Source organism: Tateyamaria algicola (genome assembly GCF_047715485.1).
Classification (GTDB): Bacteria; Pseudomonadota; Alphaproteobacteria; order Rhodobacterales; family Rhodobacteraceae; genus Tateyamaria.
On the sequence record NZ_CP180422.1, the window covers coordinates 1,154,320 to 1,172,152 of the forward strand.

General features: G+C 62.0%; 16 protein-coding genes. 8 read left to right on the top strand and 8 right to left on the bottom strand.

Features of this window, described 5'->3' with window-relative positions:
* Positions 1 to 32 precede the first annotated feature (32 nt).
* The 6 genes from dctP to ACMHLQ_RS08105 all read right to left on the bottom strand — a co-directional run bounded on the left by dctP (position 33) and on the right by ACMHLQ_RS08105 (position 5,824).
* Positions 33 to 1,091: a TRAP transporter substrate-binding protein DctP gene (gene dctP, locus ACMHLQ_RS08080; protein WP_415404267.1), complete on the bottom strand. Its 1,059-nt coding sequence runs from the start codon at positions 1,089 to 1,091 to the stop codon at positions 33 to 35.
* Positions 1,092 to 1,121: 30 nt separating this feature from the next.
* Positions 1,122 to 2,594, bottom strand: coding sequence for a TRAP transporter large permease (locus tag ACMHLQ_RS08085; RefSeq protein ID WP_415404268.1), 1,473 nt, complete (start codon positions 2,592 to 2,594; stop codon positions 1,122 to 1,124).
* The gene (locus ACMHLQ_RS08090; protein ID WP_415404269.1) at positions 2,594 to 3,175 is read right to left on the bottom strand and encodes a TRAP transporter small permease; all 582 of its coding nucleotides are present in this window, start codon (positions 3,173 to 3,175) and stop codon (positions 2,594 to 2,596) included. Before ACMHLQ_RS08090 ends, ACMHLQ_RS08085 begins: the two co-directional genes overlap by 1 nt.
* A 92-nt stretch (positions 3,176 to 3,267) precedes the next feature.
* Positions 3,268 to 3,780, bottom strand: coding sequence for a flavin reductase family protein (locus ACMHLQ_RS08095; RefSeq protein ID WP_415404270.1), 513 nt, complete (start codon positions 3,778 to 3,780; stop codon positions 3,268 to 3,270).
* A complete protein-coding gene (locus ACMHLQ_RS08100) occupies positions 3,780 to 4,670 on the bottom strand; it encodes an aldo/keto reductase (protein WP_415404271.1) in 891 nt (296 codons plus the stop codon). Before ACMHLQ_RS08100 ends, ACMHLQ_RS08095 begins: the two co-directional genes overlap by 1 nt.
* Entirely contained in the window at positions 4,670 to 5,824 is a 1,155-nt protein-coding gene (locus ACMHLQ_RS08105; protein ID WP_415405251.1) for an LLM class flavin-dependent oxidoreductase, read from the bottom strand. Before ACMHLQ_RS08105 ends, ACMHLQ_RS08100 begins: the two co-directional genes overlap by 1 nt.
* 101 nt (positions 5,825 to 5,925) lie before the next feature.
* Between ACMHLQ_RS08105 and ACMHLQ_RS08110 the strand changes: the two genes are divergently transcribed.
* The 5 genes from ACMHLQ_RS08110 (at position 5,926) to ACMHLQ_RS08130 (ending at position 11,331) form a co-directional block, all read left to right on the top strand.
* Positions 5,926 to 6,636 (top strand): GntR family transcriptional regulator, encoded by a 711-nt coding sequence (locus ACMHLQ_RS08110; protein ID WP_415404272.1) that lies wholly within the window; start codon positions 5,926 to 5,928, stop codon positions 6,634 to 6,636.
* Between the two features lie 12 nt (positions 6,637 to 6,648).
* A complete protein-coding gene (locus ACMHLQ_RS08115) occupies positions 6,649 to 7,755 on the top strand; it encodes a Gfo/Idh/MocA family protein (protein WP_415404273.1) in 1,107 nt (368 codons plus the stop codon).
* A gap of 492 nt (positions 7,756 to 8,247) precedes the next feature.
* Complete coding sequence (locus ACMHLQ_RS08120; RefSeq protein ID WP_415404274.1) at positions 8,248 to 9,024, top strand: ATP-binding cassette domain-containing protein; 777 nt, start codon at positions 8,248 to 8,250, stop codon at positions 9,022 to 9,024.
* Complete coding sequence (locus ACMHLQ_RS08125) at positions 9,021 to 10,133, top strand: ABC transporter permease (protein ID WP_415404275.1); 1,113 nt, start codon at positions 9,021 to 9,023, stop codon at positions 10,131 to 10,133. Before ACMHLQ_RS08120 ends, ACMHLQ_RS08125 begins: the two co-directional genes overlap by 4 nt.
* Before the next feature lie 55 nt (positions 10,134 to 10,188).
* Positions 10,189 to 11,331, top strand: a complete 1,143-nt coding sequence (locus ACMHLQ_RS08130; RefSeq protein ID WP_415404276.1) for a substrate-binding domain-containing protein — start codon at positions 10,189 to 10,191, stop codon at positions 11,329 to 11,331.
* Between the two features lie 54 nt (positions 11,332 to 11,385).
* Here the strand turns inward: ACMHLQ_RS08130 and ACMHLQ_RS08135 are convergent, their stop codons facing one another.
* Together ACMHLQ_RS08135 and ACMHLQ_RS08140 are read right to left on the bottom strand one after the other, a co-directional pair.
* Positions 11,386 to 12,708: a GH1 family beta-glucosidase gene (locus ACMHLQ_RS08135; protein WP_415404277.1), complete on the bottom strand. Its 1,323-nt coding sequence runs from the start codon at positions 12,706 to 12,708 to the stop codon at positions 11,386 to 11,388.
* A 2-nt stretch (positions 12,709 to 12,710) separates the two neighbouring features.
* Positions 12,711 to 13,736: a substrate-binding domain-containing protein gene (locus ACMHLQ_RS08140; protein ID WP_415404278.1), complete on the bottom strand. Its 1,026-nt coding sequence runs from the start codon at positions 13,734 to 13,736 to the stop codon at positions 12,711 to 12,713.
* A gap of 244 nt (positions 13,737 to 13,980) precedes the next feature.
* Here ACMHLQ_RS08140 and ACMHLQ_RS08145 point away from each other — a divergent pair, with 244 nt between their 5' ends.
* The 3 genes from ACMHLQ_RS08145 (at position 13,981) to ACMHLQ_RS08155 (ending at position 17,829) form a co-directional block, all read left to right on the top strand.
* Entirely contained in the window at positions 13,981 to 15,339 is a 1,359-nt protein-coding gene (locus ACMHLQ_RS08145) for an ABC transporter substrate-binding protein (protein WP_415404279.1), read from the top strand.
* Between the two features lie 100 nt (positions 15,340 to 15,439).
* Positions 15,440 to 16,675, top strand: a complete 1,236-nt coding sequence (locus tag ACMHLQ_RS08150; RefSeq protein ID WP_415404280.1) for a carbohydrate ABC transporter permease — start codon at positions 15,440 to 15,442, stop codon at positions 16,673 to 16,675.
* Entirely contained in the window at positions 16,675 to 17,829 is a 1,155-nt protein-coding gene (locus ACMHLQ_RS08155; protein WP_415404281.1) for a carbohydrate ABC transporter permease, read from the top strand. Before ACMHLQ_RS08150 ends, ACMHLQ_RS08155 begins: the two co-directional genes overlap by 1 nt.
* Positions 17,830 to 17,833: the final 4 nt, after the last annotated feature.

The window sequence follows — 17,833 nt, forward strand, 5'->3', positions numbered from 1 at the left end:
CCTGTTGCATGGGCCTTTCAGCCTGACGCAGTTTAGTTCAGGTCGGCATCCCGCGCGGCGTTCACGTCCGCTTCGGCCGCTGCAACAGCCGTGGTCAGCGCGTCAAAGATTTCGGGGCCGCGGGCCACGTTGTCTTTGAACCAGTCATAGACCGGCGTTGCCGCTTCGGCGAAGGCCGCCTTTTGTGCGGGTGTCGGCACGTAGAGGTCACCGCCGCCGGCGACGAAATCCTCATAGGCCTGGATCGACTTGCGCTTGGGCGAGGCGAACGTCGCCTGTTGCAGCGCATAGAAGCCGTCGACCACGACGCGGCGCATGTCTTCGGGCATCGCCATGAAGTTCTGGTTGCTCATCCACCAGAGCGCACCCATGTAGGCGTGCCCGTCGAGCGTGACATATTGCAGGCCCGCATCGGGGAATTTCATGCCCATGATGTCGGTGATGCCGTTTTTCGAACCTTCAACAACGCCGGTCTGGAACGAGGTGAACAGTTCGGGCCACGGGATCGGGGTTGGGGAGGCGCCCAGCGCCTTGACCAGTTCCTGGGGCAGGTCCGCGACCACGGTGCGGATTTTCAGGCCGTCCATGTCGCCCGGTTCGGCCACGCGGCGCTTGGTGTTGGCAAAGTTGCGCCAGCCGCCGGTGTTGCCGATGGTCATCAGACGGATCGCGTCACCGGAGTCTTCCAGCGCCATGTCGCGCATGGTGCGGGTGAAGTCACCCGACAGCACGTGTTCGGCGATGCGGTCGTCGGCCATCAGGTAGGGAAGGTCGAGCACCTGCACGTAAGGGAAGATGCCGGAGGCCCCGCCGGAGGTGGAGATGTAGACATCAATGCTGCCGTCAGCCACGCCTTGCAGGCATTCCGCGCCGTTCGAGCAAAGCTGTGTGCCGATGAAGAGTTCCACGGCGATGGCGCCGTTGCTGGCCGCCTCGACATAGTTCTTGAACACGACGAGGCCGTCATAATCTTCGTCATTGGTGTTGGAGTTGGCGGTGGCGCGGATCGTGTAGTCCTGCGCAGACGCCATCATGGCCGAACCCGCGACAAGCGCGGCGGCCGTGAGGGTTTTCAGGGTCGTTTTGAGCATTGTGGTAAGTCCTCCCGTTAAGCTCTTGGATCAGTTTGCAAACCCCGTCAGGCGGGGAATGGTCATGGAAATTGCGGGCACGTAGGTGATCAGGAAGATCACCGCGATTTCGACCGCGAGGAAAGGCAGGATGGCCTTGGCGATGGTTTCGACCTTTTCCTTGCTCACCGCCGCGGCGACGAACAGCACAAGCCCCATGGGCGGCGTTGCCAGCCCCACGGTCAGGTTCACTGACATTATGATGGCAAAGTGGATCGAGTCGACGCCCAGATCGGTGAAGATCGGCGCGAGGATCGGGCCAAGGATGATGATCGCGGGCCCTGCGTCGAGGAACATGCCGACGATGAACAGCAGCAGGTTGATCAGGAACAGCAGGATCAGCGGGTTTTCCGACAGCGTCAGGATGTAGTCGGCGAGGATCTGCGGTGCGTAAGACAGCGACACGACGGTCTTGAACGCCATGGCCGCGCCGACCAGCAGAAGGACGACTGCGGATGTCAGTCCTGCGCGGCTGAGGATGTCGGGCAGGTCCTTGAGCGACATGGTGCGCAGGACAAAGAATGCGACGAACAGGGCGTAGGCCACGGCGACGGCAGCCGCCTCGGTCGGGGTGAAGACCCCCCCGAGGATGCCGCCGAGGATCAGCACGGGCGTTTGCAGCGGCACGATGGCGCGTTTGCAGATGGTGCGGAATTCGCTGCTCACCTGCGTGCGCAGCGCCAGCATCAGCGCATGGGCCACCGCGACGGAGGCGAGGAACGTGACCCACGTCATGAGCCCGGATGTGTCGGGCAGCGGGGCGATGACCCAGATCAGCAAGCCGATGTTGAGCCGGACGAGCGCAAAGCTGACCCATCTTTCCAAGGCGCCGAGTTCCACCCCGTCGAATTCCACCCGCTTGGCGGCCGGCAAGTCGTATTTGTCCGCTGTGACGCGGATCATCACCATCAGGCCGACGCCGACCATGATGCCGGGCACGATGCCCGCGAGGAACAACGCGGCGACGGATTCCCCCATCACATAGGCGTAGATGATCATGATGCCCGAGGGCGGGATGATCGGGCCGATGACGGAACTGGCGGCGGTGATGGCGGCGGCGAAGCGGCGGGTGTAGCCTTCCTTCTCCATCGCGGGGATCAGCATGGAGCCGAGTGCGGAGGTGTCAGCCACGGCAGACCCCGACAGGCCCGCAAAGAGGATCGAGGACAGCACGTTGACCTGCGCGAGGCCGCCGCGCAGGTGGCCCATCAGTGCCTGGGAGAACTGGACAAGGCGGATGGTGATCCCGCCCTTGTTCATCAACTCGCCCGCCAGCATGAAGAACGGGATGGCCATCAACGGAAAGCTGTCCATGCCGTTGTAGACATTGCGGTAAAGCAGCGTGATGTCCTTTTCCTGCCCGTTCATCCAGAGCAAGAGGCCGGGTGCGGCGAGCAGGCCGAAGAAGACCGGCAAACCGATCAGAAGGAACAGCAAGAATAGCGGCAGGAACCATATCAGCATTATTCGGCTCCTTGCATGTCGGGAATATCGAGGTCGGGCAGACGATCACCGCCGCCCATCATCTGGATCAGGCTGCGCAGGATCAGTTCGACATTGACGGCGAGCAGCAGGATCACACCGACAAACAGCGACAGCATCATCCAGCTGCGCGGCACGCGGAACCAGCCGTCGAAGGTGGGTAGGTAGAGGGACGCGGTGGCGAAGCGCCCGCCAAAGCCGGTGACTTCCTTGAACCCGATCTGCACGGCCATGATCAGGATCATGATCGAGATCAGCAGCAGGATCAGGGCCAGCACCGCCGCAACGCGCTTGGACAGGAACCCCGAGATCATGTCGAGCGCCACGAACCCGCCGCGCCGGAACGCCGTGGGGGCCATGAGCCCCGTCATCCACAGCATGCAGAAGCGGGCGGCCTCGTCCGGCCAGGGCAGCGCGTTGTTGAAAAGGTAACGGGCCACCACCTGGATCAGGATGGCGGCCACCATGAAGGCGATGGCAACGATGCCGACACCGCGCCCAATTTTGAGCACGAGTGCATTCACCCAAGCGAGCGGTGCAAGCACCGTCAGCAACAAGCCCATGAAGGGCCCTCCCTTTGTCGGTCGCCCGGCAGTTTGTTCCGCCGTGGCCCATTTTCCGCTTTCACCCCGCGGGCGGGTCGTTTTTCGCGTCCTTAGGACGAGATGGAGCCGAAGTTGCCCCCGTAGAATGTGAGCGGCTGGCCGTCGCGCATTTCGGTGCGCTGGACCTGGCCCACGACAATGACGTGGTCACCCGCATCATGTGCGGCCACCCTGCGACATTCAAACCGCGCAAGGCAATGATCAATCAGCGGAACGCCATCCGCGTTCAGCGTGTGCGGCAAGTCATTCAGGGCATGCGCGTTGCGCGCCACCTGCGTGCAGAGGTCCTGCTGTTCGGCGGCCAGCACGTGGATCGCGTAGTGATCGGCGGCGTCGAAATAGGGAAAGCGCCGCGCGGTGCGGTCCACCGACCACAGCACAAGGGCCGGGTCGAGCGACACGGAGGAAAAGCTGTTGGCGACGATCCCGATGGGGCCGTCCACGCTGGGGGCCGTGATCACCGTGATCCCGGTGGCGAACTTGCCAAACGCGTCGCGCAACTGGCGGCTGCTGTTTGCGTCCGGGGAAAAGACTGTGGGTTGGTTCGGGCTTTGCATCGTCATCAGGCCACCTCGTGTCCAAGGGCCGCCTCGTAAAGGCGGAACCATGTGGGGCGGTCGAGCGTAACGCGCGTGGCGTCGCTGATCCGCTTGATCCGGTCCAGGTTGTTGGTGCCCATCACGGGCAGGATGCCAGCGGGGTGCGCCAGCAGGAAGGCAACGGCGACAGCGGCGCGGTCAACGCCGTTCTCGCCCGCAATCTCGTCCAGCGCGGCACCAAGTGTTTCGCTGCCCGCCATCAGCGCGCCACCACCCAGGGGCGACCATGCCATGATGTGATGGCCGTGGCGCTGGTGGAAGGCCAGATCGCCATTGGTGAACGGGTTGATCTCGCCCAGCGAGATTTCGATCTGGTTGGTGACCAGCGGTGTTTTCATCCCCGATTGCAGCAGTTCGAAGTCATAGGGGCGGAAGTTCGACACGCCGACATTGCCGACCTTGCCGGAGGTCACCAGATCATCCAGTGCAGCACCGGTTTCGTGGTGATCCATAAACGGGTCGGGGCGGTGGATCAGCAGCAGGTCGATATGCTCGATCCCCATATCGGCAAGCGAGTGGTTCACCGAGGCCTCGATATGCGCGCGGGAGGTGTCGTAATACTTGCCCGGTGCGTTTGCGTGCCGCCCGGCTGGGGCGACGATGTCGCACTTGGTCACGATCTCCATCTTGGCGCGCAAGCCTGTATCGGCCTTGAGCGCGGTGCCAAAGATCGCTTCGGCCGTGTAGCCGCCATAGATGTCGGCCTGATCGAAGGTGGTGATGCCCTGATCGAGGCAGGCGTGGATCTTGGCCTGGATATGGGCGACGGATGTGTCGGGATCATCGCCCAGGCGCCACATGCCATAGACCAGGCGCGACAGTTCGAGGGAATTTGATAGTTGGACGCGGTCCATTAGCGGCGCTCTCCTGCGGCAAGGGGTGTTGCGGGGGCGCTTGTGGGCACCCGACCATAAGCATGGGGCAGCGAGCAGGTTTTCAAGTGCGGCATGACGCGCGCGCCGAAATGTTTTGCCTCTTCCAGATGGGGGTAGCCCGAGAAGATGAAGGCCCGGATGCCCATTTTCTGGTAGTCTTCGATCTTGGACATGACCTGATCGGTGGAGCCGACCAGCGCAGCACCGCAGCCCGAACGCGCCCGGCCCACGCCGGTCCAGAGGTTGGGTTCGACATAGCCGAACTTGTCCGCCAGTTCGCGCGCCTTGGCCTGGTGGGCGACGCCCAGCGAGGTGGAATCGAGTGCGCGGTCACGGATGAGTTGGCCGTATTCATCATCGAGTTTGGAGACGATGTAGTCGGCGTATTCGCGGGCCTCTGCCTCGGTGTCGCGCACGATCATGTGCACGCGCAGGCCGTAATCGAGGGTGCGCTTGTATTTCTCGGCCACCGCATTCACGTCGCGCATCCGGCCCGCAAGGTTTTCCTGTGGCTCGGGCCACATGAGGTAGACGTCGCAGTGCTGACCGCAGAGTTCGAGGGCGGACGGGCTGTAGCCGCCGAAATAGAGCAACGGGCCGCCGGTCTGGTAGGGGCGCACGGGGTCGGTGGTGAGACCTTTGAAGCTGTAAACCTCGCCCTCGTAATTGATTTCGTCCCGCGTCCAGGCCTGTTTCAGGATTTCGACCACTTCGCGCGAACGCTGGTAGCGGTAGTCGCTGTCCGCTTTCTCTCCGGGGAAGTCGGAGGAGATGATGTTGACCGTCAGCCGCCCCTCGAGCATGTGATCGAGCGTCGAAATGGTGCGCGCCAGCATGATCGGCTGCACCTCGCCGCAGCGCACCGCGGCCAGCAGGTTGATCTTGGACGTGATGGGCGCGCAACCGGCGACAAAGGACAGCGTGTCCTGCCCGACCTGATAAGAGGACGGGCACAGGATGTTGCGAAAGCCCTGTGCCTCGGCCTCTTTCACGATGTCGGAACAATGCGCCCAGGATGAGCGCAGATCCCCATCGGGCACACCGAGGAACTGATAGTCATCCGAGCAGAGCGCCGAGAACCACGACACTTCTGCCGCATCGAGGTCTGGGGATGTGATGGGGACGACTGTCATCTCTTGGTCTTTCATCGGCTTCGAATTGACACTTGCGTAACATTGTCATTGATGTAGATCAATGGTGTATCAATTTTCAAATTCAACATCTGCTGACCCTTGTGACCACGCCTCGCCAATCCCCCCAGTCCCTGCCGATCTATGTGCAGATCGCCGAGTTGCTGACCCGCGATATCGTGGCTGGCCGGTTGATTGATGGTGAACGCCTGCCGCCCGAGCGGGACATGGCGGGCGAGCTGGGCGTGAGCGTCGGCACCTTGCGCAAAGCGCTGCGGGATATGGGTGAAAAGGGGCTGGTGGAAAGCGTTCAGGGCTCGGGCAACTACATCCGGGCGGGCGGGGACACCGGGACCGTCTATGCAATGTTCCGCCTCGAGTTGCTCGAGGGCGGCGGCCTGCCCCGCGCCGAGGTGCTGAGTGTCGATCTGATGGACAAGCCCGCCGATCTGCCCGCTTTTGGCACGGCGGCGCGGGGTACGCGTATCCGTCGTCTGCGCTCGCTCAATGAAACAATCATGGGCGTGGAAGAAATCTGGCTGGATGCCGACGCGGGAATCGTGGATCAGGCGACCATGTCCGAATCGCTTTATGCCACCTACCGCAAGGATCTGGGCCTCTGGATTCAGAGGGCCGAGGACCGCGTGTCGCTGGGCCCTGTCCCGCCCTGGGCGCCGGACGCCTATGCGCCGCGCCCCGGCCAGACCGTCGGCTATATCGAGCGCCTGAGCTGGGCGGACCGACCCGAGCCAATCGAATTTTCGCGCACCTGGTTTGATCCAGACCGCGCGGTCTATGTGCAACGACTGAAATAAGGAACGCCGGATATGGCACAACAGGTACGCTATGGCATCATCGGATGCGGCATGATGGGACAGGAACACATGCGCAATATCGCGCTGTTGCCCGACGCCAGCGTTGCAGCCTTTTTCGAACCTGATGCGGATATGGCGGCCAGCGCGCAAGCCACCTGTCCGGAGGCGAAGGCCGTTGGCAGCGTTCAGGAGTTGCTGGCGGTGGGCGACATTGATTGCCTGCTGATCGTCAGCCCGAACTATTGCCACGTTGCCCAGATGGAAGAGATCGCGGCCACGCGCCCCCTGCCCCTGCTTGTGGAAAAGCCGCTGTTCACGGACCCTGCCGATGCTGCGAAACTGGCCGCCTTCCGCGAAAGCTACCCCGCGCCGATCTGGGTGGCGATGGAATATCGCTATATGCCCGTCATCGCCAATTTCCTGGAACGCGCCAGCCAAGTCACCGGCGGGATCAAGCAATTGTCGGTGCGCGAGCACCGCTTTCCCTTTCTGGAAAAGGTCGGGGATTGGAACCGGTTCAACCGCTATACCGGCGGCACCTTTGTCGAGAAATGCTGCCATTTCTTCGACCTCATGCGCTTTGCCCTTCAGGCGGACCCGGTGCGCGTCATGGCCTCGGCCGCGCAGGCGGTGAACCATCTGGACGAAACCTATGATGGCGAGACGCCGGACATTATCGACAGCGGCTATGTGATCGTGGATTTCGACAATGGCAGCCGGGCGATGCTGGAGTTGTGCATGTTCGCCGAAGGCAGCGCCTATCAGGAAGAGCTGTCTGCCGTCGGCCCCACCGGCAAGATCGAGGCCTTTGTGCCCGGCCCGGGCCGGTTCTGGCCGCAACACCTTGGGCCTGCCCCGGTGGCCAAGCTGGTCACCAGCCCGCGCCATCCGCAGGGGCCGGTCACCCACGACATCCCCGTCGATCCGACCCTGCTGGATGCGGGCGATCACAACGGATCGACGTTCTTTCAGCACCAACGCTTTGTCGCCCTGGTGCGCGGTGCGGGGGCTGCGCCCGAGGTGTCGCTGAACGACGGATGGGCGGCCGTGGCGATGGGTTTGGCGGCGCAGGAATCGGCACAGACCGGTCAGGCCGTCGACCCGCGCAAGTGGATGTAACACCCGGTTCTGGCGATGCGCCTAAACGTTCATGATCGGTCTGTAATGGGCATGATCTTGCGCGCCTGAAGGGCTGCCAACGGCGTCTCGCTGATGAAGTTGCGATCCGAGTCGCAGACGTCCGCCTGTCGTGGTGCGACAGCCCGTCGGAATGAGATTTTCGCTTGAGCGGATCGCGCGGCGAACGCAGGCGGCGCGACTATGCACACGCCTTTATCCCATTAATAATGTTTATTTCCAAATATTTAGACCGATACTGCCCAGCTAGATCCCACCCAATCTGACACCGGGACAATTATCTTGACAGGTCACCCAATTCTACAAATGCTAGGATTACGTTACCGGTAACCTAGCACCCGGTAGCAACAAGGGGGGACAGATTTTCCAACATGAGCCGCGCGCCGCGGCACGTTTTCCAGACCGGTTCACGGTCTCCAGTTCTGCGCTGAATTTTGAACACATGCATCGACACGACCACTGAGGAGCACCGCGATGTCCGACCCCGCCCCGATCATTGAAATGCACGGAATCACGAAACGGTTCGGCGGTGTCACGGCCCTGCGCAACGTGGACCTGGCCGCCTACCCGGGCGAGGTGCTGGCCATCGTCGGCGACAACGGCGCGGGCAAATCCACACTGATCAAGGTGCTGACCGGCGTCTACCAACCGACCGAGGGGCACATCACCTTTGACGGCGCGCCCCTGACCATGTCGAGCCATGCGGATGCGATCAGCAACGGCATCGACGCGGTCTATCAGAACCTCGCCATCGCCGATCACCTTACCCCGGCGCAGAACCTGTTTCTGGGCTCGGAACTGACCAAGAAGGTGATGGGCATCCCCATGCTCGACAACCGCGCGATGACCGAACAGGCCAAGGCGGTGTTGAAGGATCGGCTGGGTGTGCAGCTGAAAAGCATGGACGTGATGACCGAAAGCCTGTCGGGCGGGCAGCGTCAGGCCGTCGCGATTGCGCGCGCCGTGCGCCACGACGATCTGCGCGTGCTGGTGATGGACGAACCGACCGCCGCGCTTGGCCCACAGGAAACCGCCCGCACGCTGAAGCTGATACAGGTCCTCAAGGAACAGGGCCTTGCCGTGATCGTCATCAGCCATGCGCTGGATGACGTGTTCGAAATCTCGGACCGCATCCACGTGATGCGCCGCGGCGAATGCGCGGGCGTTGTGCGCACCGCAGACACCACCAGCCAGGAAGTCCTCGGCCTGATCACAGGCGCCAACCTCGCAACAGGAGGTGCCGCAGCATGAGCACCGCAACAGCCCCCCAAAGTTTCGCCGCACGGATCGAGCCCTATATGGGCATCCTTGGCCCCATGGTCATGATCGCGATGATTGCCCTGTTCATGGGCGCGGTCGAACCGGCCCGCTATTTCCGCATGTCCAACATCAACCAAATCCTGCTGGATGCGGCCCTCTACATGCCCATGGCGATGGCCATGACCTTTGTCATCACGCAGCGCGGAATCGACCTGTCCATCGGCTCGGTCGCCGCGTTGTCGGCCATCATGATGGCCTTTCTGATGAAGCAATATGACTTCCCCGCCTGGGTTGCCGTCCTGCTGTGCCTGCTGCTGGGCGCGGGCATGGGCCTGATCAACGGGCTGGTCATCACCGTGTTCCGGGTGCCCGACCTGATTGGCACGCTGGCGATGGACCTTGTCTATCGCGGCTTTGCCCTGGTGCTGGCCAAGGGCCTTGTCCTGGCCCGCTTTCCCGATCTGATCACCGAGATCGGGCGCGGCCAGACCCTGCAGTTTCTGCCCACACCGGTTGTCATTGGCCTGCTGACGCTGATCGCGGGATACATCCTGCTGCGTGCCACGCATTTCGGGCGCTACACCATTGCCATCGGGTCGAACCCCGAAGCCTCGGAGATGACGGGTATCAGCGTCGACCGCCACCGCATCTATGCCTATGTGCTGATGGGCACGATGGCGGCACTGGCCGGGCTGATGCTGACGGGCAAGCTGAATGCGGTGCAGGCCACATCGGCCCCCTATTTCAACCTGCACGTCATTGCGGCGGTCGTCGTCGGCGGCACGTCCCTGTTCGGCGGGCGCGCCTCGATGATCGGATCGCTGGCCGGTGTTCTGCTGCTGTCGATGATGATCAACGCGCTTGTGACCCTGCGGATCGAGTTCTTCTGGCAGTCCGTCGCCTCGGGCGTCGTCATCATCCTGTCGGTCGCGATCTACACCTGGCTGCAAAAGAAGGACCGCGATGGCAGCGGCGGCGTTGCCGCGATCCTGGCCAATCCGGATCACCGCAAGACCGGCGTGCTGGCCCTGGTTCTGGGTGTCGCGATCCTGGCGTTGCTCGCCCTTGGCGCGGCCATCGGTGGCCCTGCCACCCCCTGAATAACAACAAGAACGACCGGGGGCCTGCCCCTTCATCACCATGGGAGGTATTATGATGAAAACCAATTTGTTCAAAGCAACCTGCGCAGCGGCCTTGCTGACCAGCGGCATGGCCTTTGCCGACGGGCACCTGCCCCTCAAGACACTGCCCGATGACGGCGAGCGGGACTATTGGGTGCCCGAGCAGGTCAATGTGGACGGCACGCTGGACGCGCTGCAAGCGGTGGTCGGCGCCGAGGCGGTGCCGTTCAAGGGCACGCTCGACAACCCGATCCAGATCGCGCTGATCTACCCCTCGGCGGACACGTCCGACTTTTGGGCGCGCAACTATCTGGCGCTGATCAAGCGGCTCGACCAGTTGGGCATCGCTTATGAGACCACGGAATTCGCCTCGCGCCAGATCGAGCATTCGCTGCAGTCGACCTATGCCAGCCAGGTGGATCAGGACGGCGATCTGTATGACTTTGTCATCTTCGGCCCGTCGGAACTGGCCACGCAAGCCGACAATATCGACAAGCTGGCGGGCAACGAGGATCTGACGACCTTTGTCTGGGCCTTCCACACGCCGCTGACCTATCTGGAAAACCAGCCCGCGAACTGGTTCGACTTTTCCTCGGCCTTCGGTGCGCTGAAGATGTGCGATTACATGCTGGAACGTCTGGGCAATGACGTGACCTATGCGATGAACCGCGGCATTCCCGGCATCACCGACAACCAGCGGTCGGGCGATTTCAAGGATTGCGTGGCCGAGAAAGGCAACTGGAACGCCGTCTATGAACACTACGGCGAGTACCAGCGCGAAGGCGGCTTTGAGGGCACTAGCCTGATCCTGCAGGCCTATCCCGAGGCCAAGATCATCCACAACGCCAACACGGCCATGGCCATGGGGTCGGTCGAGGCGCAAGTCGCGGTTGGGGCGGAAAAGGACATCTTCTCGACCGGATGGGGCGGCACGGGCCTGGAGCTTGACGCCATCCGCCGGGGTGAGTTGGACGCAACCCCGATGCGCATGGGGGATGATGTGGGCGCGGCCACGGCCGAAGCCATCAAGTACCACCTCGAAGAGCGCGCATCCGAACTGCCCTTTGTCTTCCTGGGCCGGATCACCATCGCCCACGACGAAATGTCGGTCGAAGAAATCGACGCGCTGGAACAGGAAGCGTTCCGCTTTTCCGGCGTTGGCGCGCTCGACCGCTAAGGCCATATAGAGCAATGAGATTACGGGCGGCGCGGGGTTTCCTGCGCCGCTTTTTTATCGCGCGAGCGCCGCTTTGAACGCGTGCCAGGATGCCTTGGGCGTCCGCTCGAGCGTCTCGAAATCGACGTGGACCATGCCAAAGCGTTTCTCGTATCCCAGCGCCCATTCGTAATTGTCCATCAGCGACCAGGCCATGTAGCCCTTGAGCGGCACGCCTTTGGCGATCGCGTCGCGGACCGCCTGAAGGTGGCTGTTGAAATAGGCGATGCGGGCATCATCCTGCACCACCCCATTCACCAGCGTATCGGCATTGGCCATGCCGTTTTCCGTCACATAGAGCGGCAAGTCGCCGGTGTATTCGGACGCTATGCGCACAAGGAAATCGTGCAGGCCCTGGGGGTAGACCTCCCAGCCCATCTGGGTCTTTTCCAGTGGCCCCTCGACCGCGTGGTGGTGCGGCCACGGCCCGTCATTGGGGGCCATGATCGAACGGGTGTAATAGTTAATCCCGGCCCAATCGAGCGGTGCAGTGATTGTCGGGAAATCATCCTGCCAGCCATCCGGAAGGTGATCGCCCAGCGCGGCGACAATCCGGTCCGGGTACTGCCCCTTGAACGCGCCCGAGACGTAGAAGTGGTTGTAATAGTCATCATAAAGTGCCGCCGCCTCTGCCGCTGCGGCGCTGTCATCGGCGGGCGTGGCCCATTCCATGTTGAACACGGCCCCGATGTTTTGCACGCCCATGCCGCGCATTCGTTCGACCGCTGTTCCGTGGGCCAGCAGCACATGGTGCATGGCCCGCGCCGTGGCGCGAATGTCGCGCAGACCGGGCGCGTGCGCGCCGATGAAATGGGACAAGAAGGCAACGCACCAGAATTCGTTGATCGTGGCGACGGAATACATCCGGTCCCCGATGCGGCCCATGATCGCCTCGGCAAAATCGGCCAACCATCCGGCGATGTCGCGGTTGCGCCACCCGCCCTTGTCGGCCAGCGCGCTTGGCAGTTCCCAGTGATAGAGCGTGGCGCAGGGTTTCAGCCCGCGTTCCAACATTGCGTCCGTCAAACGGTCATAAAAATCAAGACCTTCGGGGTTCACCGTCCGCCCGTCCGGCATCACCCGCGCCCAGCTTGTCGAAAAACGGTAGGCGTCGAAACCTGCGGCCTTGAGCAGATCGAGATCAGCCTCGTATCGGTGGTAATGGTCGCAGGCCACTGCGCCGTCTTCGGCCCGCACCACGTTGCCCGGTGTTGCGGCAAAATCATCCCACATCGCGCGCCCGGCCCCGCCAAAGCGGTGCCCTTCGATCTGATACGCAGAGGTGGCGGCCCCAAAGAGGAACCCTTGGGGAAAATCGGAGCGGGAATGGGTGAACATGGTCAGTCCTTGCACTGTCCTGTCGAGGTGCCGACGACGAATTCGGCTTCCCACAGGGTGTGGATATGGGGGGCATTGGGGGTCTGAATGCGCTGGATCAGCATCTTGGCCAGCGCCGCCCCCGCCGCGCGTACCGACGACTGCATTGCGGTGAATACGGGCACGTCCGTGCCATTGCCGAAATAGCTGAGGCAATCGTCAAAGGTGGCGATGGACACGTCGCGCCCGGGCCGCAGCCCGCGTTCGTCAAGCGCGCGCCGTACACCGGCGGCACAGATGATGGACGCCGCGAGGAAAGCCGTCGCCGCACCGGGTCGGTCCAGCATCTTCACCGCGTTGCGATAGCCATACTCTTCGGTCATTTCACCGGTCGACAGCAGGGTCGTGTCGATCTCGAGGCCCGCATCCTGCATCGCGCTTTCGTATCCCTCACGGCGGCGTATGGCGAAGTCGAGCGTTTCCTGCCCGTTGATCAGGCCAATGCGGCGATGCCCCAGCGATATCAGGTGATCGGTCGCGCCCCGAAAGGCGTTCCGGTTGTTCACGTCCAGCCAGGAATAGGGAACGGACGATTCGGTTGACCGGCCATGGACCACGAAGGGCAGCCCGATCTCGGTCAGCAGCGGCAGGCGGGGATCATTCTTGCGCGGCGCATGCACCACCAGCCCGTCCACGGCGCCGCGTGCCTTGAGGTTGCGATAGGTCTCGGCCTCGTCCTTTTGGCCCACCCGGGTCACCATCATGTCATAGCCGTGTGCGGCATAGGTTTCACCGGCCCCTGCCATGAAATCCCCAAAGATCGGGTTCACCATCTCACCCGAATCATTCACCGAAATCACGTGGCCAATACAGCGGCTGTGACCGGTCGCGAGGCCTTGGGCACGTGTATTGGGGCTGTAGTTGTGCGCCGCGGCCGCGGCCACCACGCGGGCGCGCGTGGCCTCGGATACCTCCGGGTAACCGTTCAATGCACGGCTGACCGTTGTCTGGCTCAGGCCAAGCAGATTCGAGAGTTCCTTGAGATTCACGGGCGTTCCGGTCCAAAGCGCTTTAGTTTTGGAGACGCTATCGAATGCGGGCACCTTCGTCAAAACCTTCGGACATTCCGCTGACCCGTGTTAAAATAATCCACGCACAAACACGCACAGCGTTTGACAGCCGGATTTTTTTCAGCAACGTTCAGCGCATTCCAAAGCGCTTTGACAAATCGGCAGGGCGCTTATGACCGGTTCCAACACCGCTCACTTGGACACCTATGGGAGGACGACCAAAATGAACAAGACACTTCTGGCCAGTGCCGCAGCACTGGCTATCACGGCTGGCACGGCACATGCCGACGGCCACCTGACTTTCGCCCCCGGCGAAGGCCCCTTTAGCTGGGACAGCTATAACGCCTGGGCCGAAGGTGCGCCCGACCTCAGCGGTCAGACCGTCACGGTCTTTGGCCCCTGGCTGACACCCGAAGATGGCTACCTGAACAACGCGCTGGCTTATTTCGAGGAAGCCACAGGCGCCGACGTGATCTACACCGGGTCCGACAGCTTTGAGCAGCAGATCGTCATCGACGCCGAAGCGGGCTCTGCCCCCAACATCGCCGTCTTCCCACAGCCCGGTCTGGCTGCCGTCATGGCGGGCAAGGGCCAACTGCACCCGCTGCCCGATGGCAGCGCCGGTTGGGTTGCCGACAACTATGCTGCGGGTCAGTCCTGGGTTGATCTGGGCACCTATGCGGATGCCGATGGCAACGACCAGATGTACGGCTTTTTCTACAACGTGAACGTCAAGTCGCTGGTCTGGTACAACCCCGAGAATTTCGAGGATGCAGGCTATGAAGTGCCTGAGACCATGGAAGACCTCAAGGCGCTGACAGACCAGATCGTTGCCGATGGCGACACGCCCTGGTGCATCGGTCTGGGATCCGGCGCGGCCACGGGCTGGCCAGCAACCGACTGGGTCGAAGACATGATGCTGCGCACGGTTGATCCTGCCGTGTACGACCAGTGGACCACCAACGAAATCCCGTTCAACGACGAGCGTGTCGTTGCGGCGATCGAGGAATTCGGCTGGTTTGCACGCAATGACGACCGCGTTTCGGGCGGTGCGGGTGCAGTGGCCTCGACCGACTTCCGCGACAGCCCCAAGGGCCTCTTCACCTCGCCGCCACAGTGCTACATGCACCGTCAGGCGTCGTTCGTGCCGGCCTTCTTCCCCGAGGATGTTGAATTCGGTGTCGACACCAACTTCTTCTACTTCCCCTCCTATGCTTCCAAGGATCTCGGCAACCCGGTTCTGGGCGGTGGCACGCTGATGGCAATCACCGATCCGTCCGAAGGTGCAAACGCGCTGATGGAGTACTTCCAGCTGCCGCTGAGCCACGAGATCATGATGGCGCAGACGGGCTTCCTTACGCCCCACAAGGGCGTCAACACCGAAGCCTACAAGGATGACACGCTGCGCGCGCTGGGTGACGTTCTGCTGGGGGCGACCACGTTCCGCTTTGACGGGTCTGACCTGATGCCCGGTGGTGTTGGTGCAGGCACGTTCTGGACTGGCATGGTGGACTACACCGGTGGCAAGGACGCTGCCGAGGTGGCCTCTGCCATTCAGGACAGCTGGGACGCGCTGAAGTAATCGACCCACTCACGACAATGACCAGTCCGCGGCTGTCGCGGGCTGGTCCAAGACCACACGGCCAAGAAGACCAAAAGGTCTCGGCTCAGGGAGGTGACCCATGAACCCCGCACTTCAAGGCTTGCTTACGATCATCGTCGGTGTCGGTGGCTGTATCGGCTATTTCTACCTGTCCAACCAGTTTCTGGACAAGGTTCTGTACCCCGCACGCGGCCCAAACGCCGGTCAGAACATCAACCGCGCCAACATGGTGCGCCCCTGGCTGTTCCTGTTCCCGGCCCTCTTTGCTCTTGGCCTCTACCTCGCCTACCCCGTGTTTGAAACGCTGCGCCTTTCCCTGACGGATCGTGACCTTGGCGGTGCATTCGTGGGTCTGGCCAACTACCAACAGATGTTTTCCGAGCCGAAGTTCTGGGAAGCCATGCGCAACAACATGCTGTGGCTGATCGTGGTGCCCGCTGCCGCGACCGCATTCGGCCTGCTGGCCGCGCAGTTGACCGACCGGATCAAATGGGGCGCTTTCGCCAAATCCCTGATCTTCATGCCTATGGCGATCTCATTTGTCGGCGCGGCCGTGATCTTCAAGCTGGTTTATGACACTCGCCCCGTGGATCAGAACCAGATCGGCATCCTGAATGCGGTCTGGCTCCAGTTCAACGGCGGTATCAGCTCGTTCCTGTTTCTCAAGGCACTGCCTGCCGTGATCCTCGTCAGCTTTGCCGGGATCGTGGCCTATGTGGGCTGGATTTTCGTGCGCCCAATCGCGGAAAGCCGTGAACATGGTGGCGGCGCCGGATTCGTGCCGCTGCGCCTGCTGGTGGCGGGCGCGTCGCTTTACCTCGTCTATCTCTCGATCAGTTCGCTTGTCGGCGTGTTCACCTTTGCCTACCCCTATGGTCAACCGCAAACCTGGCTGACGATCCCCTTCTGGAACAGCTTTTTCCTGATGGTCGTGCTGATCTGGATCCAGACCGGTTTTGCCATGGTGATCCTGTCGGCGGCCCTGCGCGGTATTCCCGAGGAAACCATTGAGGCGGCCATCGTTGATGGCGCGGGCCCCTTGCAAATCTTCTTCAAGATCAAGGTGCCGCAGATCATGGGCACCATCGTGGTGGTCTGGACGACCATCACCCTGGTCGTGCTCAAGGTCTTTGACATCGTGTTCGCCATGTCCAACGGACAGTGGGAGACGCAGGTTCTGGCCAACTACATGTACGACAAACTGTTCCGCGCCGACGAATGGGGCGTGGGATCGGCATCGGCGATCATCATCATGCTGCTCGTCTCGCCCATCCTGATCTGGAACGTCTACAACGCCCGCAAGGAGATGAAATAATGGACAATATTGCAGGTTCCAAATCATCCCTTGGCTGGGTGGTCCAAATCTCGGTCGTGCTGCTGGTCGCGCTGTGGATCTTCCCCACAGTTGGCTTGCTGGTCTCGTCTTTCCGCACGGCGGATCAGATCTCGACCTCGGGCTGGTGGGCGGCGCTGTTCCCATCCGAACAGACCGAGCGTTTCCGCGTCGCTGACCCCGATGACAACCGTATCGCGCGTGGCGATCTGTTCGTGGTCGAGGGCAACTTCTTTGAGGAGAACAACAGCAGTGGCGAGATCACCAGCTGGGGCACGTCGTCCCGCGCGGTGAATGCCTATCAGGCAGGCGAAATTGCCGATCTGGGCGATGGCGAGACGATCACCATCAACCCCGACAGCAGCTATGTCTGGTCGGGCACCGATGAACAGATCAGCGGGCGTGGTCAACGCGTGTTCGTGACGGCCGTGTCGCCGCCCGAATTCACGCTCGACAACTACAACACCATCCTGTTCTCGGGCACGGCGGGTGACAACATGACCAAGGCGTTTTTCAACACGCTGACCGTCACGATCCCGGCCACCGTGATCCCCATCGTGGTCGCCGCCTTTGCAGCCTATGCGCTGGCATGGATGGATTTCCCGGGCCGCGCGCTGCTGATCGCCTGCATCGTGGGCTTGCTCGTGGTGCCGCTGCAACTGGCGCTGATCCCTCTCTTGTCCCTGCATGTGGGCATCGGGATCGGCAAGGGATACCTCGGCACATGGCTGGCCCATACCGGGTTCGGGTTACCGCTCGCGATATATCTCTTACGCAATTACATGGTTGGCCTGCCCAAGGACATCATTGAAAACGCCAAGGTGGACGGGGCGACAGACTTCCAGATCTTTACCAAGATCATCCTCCCACTGTCGTTCCCGGCCTTGGCGTCCTTTGCCATCTTCCAGTTCCTGTGGACGTGGAATGATCTTCTGGTGGCCAAGGTGTTCCTGATCGACAGCACGGGCCAAACCACCGTGATGACCGACCAGATCGTGAACCTGCTGGGCACACGGGGCGGCAACTGGGAAATCCTGGCGACAGCGGCATTTGTGTCGATTGCGGTGCCGCTGCTCGTCTTCTTTGCAATGCAGAAATACCTCGTGCGCGGCCTGTTGGCCGGCTCGGTGAAATAGGGCT